Source organism: Amycolatopsis sp. NPDC003676 (genome assembly GCF_053587275.1).
Map to the genome: position 1 here is coordinate 1 of NZ_JBSFNS010000454.1, position 1,021 is coordinate 1,021.

The following is a 1,021-nucleotide window of genomic DNA, read 5'->3' on the forward strand; positions in this document are numbered from 1 at the left end:
GTCGGCGCTCGTCAGCCCGGTCTGTCTGAGGGCTTGGGGCCCTCGGCGTGCAGCGTCACCGCTGCCGTGTGGAACTGAGAGGTTGCATGCCTTGGTCAGGGGTCCGCCCGTGTCCCCGGCCTGCCGAGTCGTCTCGGCGGTTCCGGCTGCTTCGCGTCTGTGGCCTCTCGCGGGTCCGGCCTGCCGGATTCCTCCGGTGGTTCCTCGCCTCGCTGTTCTGTTGTGTGAATCTGTCGCCGGCGACCATGTCCGACACCAATGCCGCCCGCGACTGGCTGGACCTGTTCGAGTTCACCGGCGGGCCAGCGACCCCGGGCATCCGCGCGCAGCGGGCGATGGACCACGAGTTCGAGCGGGTGGCCGCCTATCGCGCAATCACGGTGCCCTGTCTGGCAATTGGCTTCGCCGATGATAGGATGATTCCGCCTTATCTGTCGCGGGAAGTCGCCGACGCCATCCCCGGCGCCAGGTACCAGGAAATCCCGGACACCGGCCACTACGGCTACCTGGAACGCCCCGAGGCGGTCAACAAGATCCTCCTCGATTTCTTCGCGGTCTGACCGCCGAGGCTGAGGTAACCACCTACCAGTAACGTCAGCCTTGCTAGGGTCGACACAACGCCCGGGGCCTCGCACCCCGAAGCGATCCCGTACACAGCGCCAGTATCCAGTGAGGTGAAATTGAGCACCAACCCCTTCGACGACGAGGACGGCCGCTTCTTCGTTCTGGTCAACGACGAAGAGCAGCACTCCCTGTGGCCCGCTTTCGCGGAGGTCCCGGCGGGTTGGCGTGTCGTGTTCGGCGAAGAGAGCCGGGCCGCGTGCGTCGAGTACGTCGAGAAGAACTGGACCGACATGCGTCCCAAGAGCCTGCGTGACGCGATGGCCGCCGACGATGCGGCCCGCGCCCAGTCCTGAGCAGTAACACCGATACTGCGCCGGGACATCGCTGAGCGCGACGGCCGCGTGGCACCTCTACCGATGCCACGCGGCTGCCGCGTCCCGCTATGATGATCGCTGCC

2 protein-coding genes are annotated in these 1,021 nt (G+C 66.6%); both read left to right on the plus strand.

The window, feature by feature from the left end; all coding sequences use genetic code 11:
- Positions 1–86 precede the first annotated feature (86 nt).
- On the plus strand, positions 87–560 hold the full coding sequence (locus ACWDNU_RS47180; RefSeq protein WP_449673625.1) for an alpha/beta fold hydrolase: 474 nt from the start codon (positions 87–89) through the stop codon (positions 558–560).
- A 120-nt stretch (positions 561–680) separates the two neighbouring features.
- The gene (locus ACWDNU_RS47185; protein ID WP_022565839.1) at positions 681–917 is read left to right on the plus strand and encodes an MbtH family protein; all 237 of its coding nucleotides are present in this window, start codon (positions 681–683) and stop codon (positions 915–917) included.
- The last annotated feature ends 104 nt before the right edge of the window (positions 918–1,021 follow it).